The sequence below is a fragment of the Mongoliimonas terrestris genome (assembly GCF_001927285.1).
In the GTDB taxonomy this organism is placed as follows: Bacteria; Pseudomonadota; Alphaproteobacteria; order Rhizobiales; family Pleomorphomonadaceae; genus Chthonobacter; species Chthonobacter terrestris.
Window position 1 is genome coordinate 1 of sequence record NZ_MSIG01000043.1, and the last position, 2,914, is coordinate 2,914.

The 2,914-nt window shown below is 61.7% G+C and carries 2 protein-coding genes; one reads left to right on the forward strand and one right to left on the reverse strand.

Features of this window, described 5'->3' with window-relative positions; all coding sequences use genetic code 11:
* Positions 1 to 511: 511 nt before the first annotated feature.
* The gene (locus BUQ68_RS22510; protein ID WP_075218274.1) at positions 512 to 952 is read right to left on the reverse strand and encodes a BLUF domain-containing protein; all 441 of its coding nucleotides are present in this window, start codon (positions 950 to 952) and stop codon (positions 512 to 514) included.
* Between the two features lie 305 nt (positions 953 to 1,257).
* Between BUQ68_RS22510 and BUQ68_RS22515 the strand changes: the two genes are divergently transcribed.
* Positions 1,258 to 2,712, forward strand: a complete 1,455-nt coding sequence (locus tag BUQ68_RS22515; protein WP_075218275.1) for an HWE histidine kinase domain-containing protein — start codon at positions 1,258 to 1,260, stop codon at positions 2,710 to 2,712.
* The last annotated feature ends 202 nt before the right edge of the window (positions 2,713 to 2,914 follow it).

Genomic DNA, 2,914 nt, shown 5'->3' on the forward strand with positions numbered 1-2,914 from the left:
AGCCTGCAGCGAGATTGAGTCAGACCCAAAATTGGACGCCGATCCCCCGGCTTAGGGGGTCAAAGTTGCACGCCGAAACACATTCTGACGGTCGTCGACACCTACACGCGGTTCTCGCCGGCGCTGGAGCCCCGGTTGGAACACCCGCACAGCGCGATCGGCTACAAGCCCCCGATCACGCTTCTAAATCGGTCAGCGGCACCCGGCACGCCCTGATCGAAACCCCCTGGAGATGGCCCAGCCGAGCGGTCCAAGAAAGGGTAGCAGTTCAAATGCAGCACGATCGCTAATCCAAGCTGAACGCCAGAATGGTCGCGCCGCTCCCGGATCTGCGGCGTTTCGACCATGAACTTGAGAGCTGGGCGGAAGCGGGCACGCGGGGGCTGGCATGAGAAGAAGCGTGGGTTCGTTCCCACGCTTCTTCAGTTCGCAGCGGGCGAACGGCACGGCTTGATCAGTCCACCGCAGCAATCCAGGTGCTTTGACGCGATCCGGAATAACGTCCCAGCGGTTATGATGCTTTTCGAGTGTCGGAGCGCTTGCGTTGTTCGAAGGCCTTCAGGTCGAGCGCGAGGTCGCCAACAGTGGCGGCATGAAGCTTCCGGGGATCCATCTCGCCTCCGATACCGTGGCTGAGAAAAATCTCCTGGACGTCGGGCGAACGCAGCAGGCCACCCATTCCCCAGTCGGGAAACTGACGCTGGATTAGTGGGCGGAGCGTTATCACCGTCGCCTCGCAGTGTCGGGGATCTTGTTCAATCCGCTTGTATGTTGCCTGGATCGCCTCAATATCTCCCTCGAGAATTTGCAGAAACCAAACCTTGTCAAAGATGAGCGATCCGGTGACCCCGTCCCGCTGGTTATTACGTTGCGATACACTAAGAATTTCCTTGAGGCCCTTGAGCATGTCGCCTGACATGGTGTTCCGACTGAAGTAAATGAGCTGATGCATCTGCTCTCCTCCCTTTGCGAGGCTGCTTACGAAAACAAACCCGCGGCAGATCTTCGAGGTTCTGAGCAAAGTTAATTATATGCTTTAAGATAATTGTCCGACGCTATGGCCTCGGGGCGCCACTGGCAGGCCCGGAATCTCTACGTGGGGCTATTGGTCGAACCGGCAGCAGGCCGGACTGAATAGACCACAACACTGGGGAGGTGCGTGACAGCTAACCGTATCGCAATCTGAGCCTTGCCTGTGTAATATCGTGGCTAGTGGCCGCGCCGCGGCACGCAGCATTTCCGTCAAGGATTGGATCCATGAGCTTCGTCGACTGGGGGCTCGACCTCCGTAATCGGCTGCGCATAGGCTCCGACGGCGGCAGCTTGGCGGATGCTTCGCTTGCCGCGCTCCTCGAGAACGTCCCGGTCACGTTGGCCATCATTTACGGCCCGGAGCACAGGTACGCATTCGCGAACCGGGCCTACCGGACGGCGGTGGGACGGACCGACCCTGTCGTCGGTTTGACCCTTGCGGATGCGCTCGGAGCCGATGCGGCGGTCGTGTGGGGTCCGATCCTTCACGAGGTGACGGCGGGCGGGACGCCGTGGCACCGCGAGGAGGTCAAAGACCCGTTCGAGGGGCGGATCTGGAACCTGCACATTCTGCCGCTCCAGGACGAGGCGGGAGAGATCGTAGGCGTCCTGTCGCTCGGGCTGGACGTCACCGCGGAAGTTGAGGCCCGGCGCAAGGCCGAGGACTCCCGAGCCGAGGCGCTGCGGAACTTCGAACGCCTTGAACTCGCAGTGGAGGCGACCGGCCTCGGGATGTGGGAGTGGGAGGTCCAGACCGGAGCGGTCTTCTGGTCGGAAAGGCAAAAACGGTTTTTCGGCCTCCCAGAGGGAATTGAGCCCTCTTTTGAGTTCTGGCGCGACGCCATACACCCCGAAGATCGGGACCGGGTGCTCGAAGAGGTCGGCGCGATGATGGATCCAGCGTCCGGAGGACGGCTCGCTGTTGAGCACAGGGTTGTGCGGCCTGACGGAACGACGTCCTGGATAACGGGGCGTGGCCGGATGATCTACGGCGAGCGGGATGGAAAGACGGTACCTGTCCGGCTACTCGGCACGATCCTCGACGTGACGGACCGCAAGACCGCGGAGAATGCCCGGCACCTGCTCCTGCGGGAGATGGACCACAGGGTCAAGAACGTCTTCGCCATTACCGACGGGATCGTGATGGTAAGCGCCAGGAACAGCGCGACCCCCCGCGAGCTCGCCGAGACTGTTCGAGGGCGCCTGGAGGCGCTTGCTGCCTCCCATGCTCTGGTACGTCCTCTTGTGGACGGTACTGGACGAGGCGACAGCGTAGCGATCTCCGATCTGGTCCAGACCGTGTTGAAGCCGTTTGCTGACGCCGATCACCAGGTCACGGTATCTGGCCCAGATGTCAAGCTACCGCTCAATCGCGCGTCCGCGCTAGCCTTGGTGCTCCACGAGCTGGCGACCAACGCCCGCAAGTACGGCGGGCTCAGGAGCGGGAATGTCGCGGTGTCCTGGCGCACGGACGGTCGCGATCTCGAAATTGACTGGACCGAGCGGACGGAACGACCGGAAAGAGTCGGCCCAAATGGCTTCGGATCCCTCCTCCTGGAAAGGACGATCCGCGACACGCTTGGGGGATCAATCACTCGGGAATGGGCTAACGAAGGCCTGAAGGTGAAAGTCTCGGTTCCGTCGACCCAGCCCGCCGGCACAAGAGAGGCGGAGTCCTGAAGAGGCATAGGGAGGAAGCGGCTAACGATGTGGTGAACCGCCTATATGGGGAAGTCCAGGCACCTGCTCCGGAGCGCCCCGCAATGGCCTTGAGAGCCTTTGGTGGTCGCGCATCCCGCCCCCCAGAGCCTGAACCACGCGTCGCAGCCGCTGTCTGTGGTTCGGCGTGCAATTTTGGGTCTGACGCAATCTCGCTGGTCTA

Coding starts and splice junctions, on each gene's coding strand:
- BUQ68_RS22510 (WP_075218274.1), bottom strand. CDS start 952: ATGCATCAGCTCATTTACTTCAGTCGGAACACCATGTCAGGCGACATG.
- BUQ68_RS22515 (WP_075218275.1), top strand. CDS start 1,258: ATGAGCTTCGTCGACTGGGGGCTCGACCTCCGTAATCGGCTGCGCATA.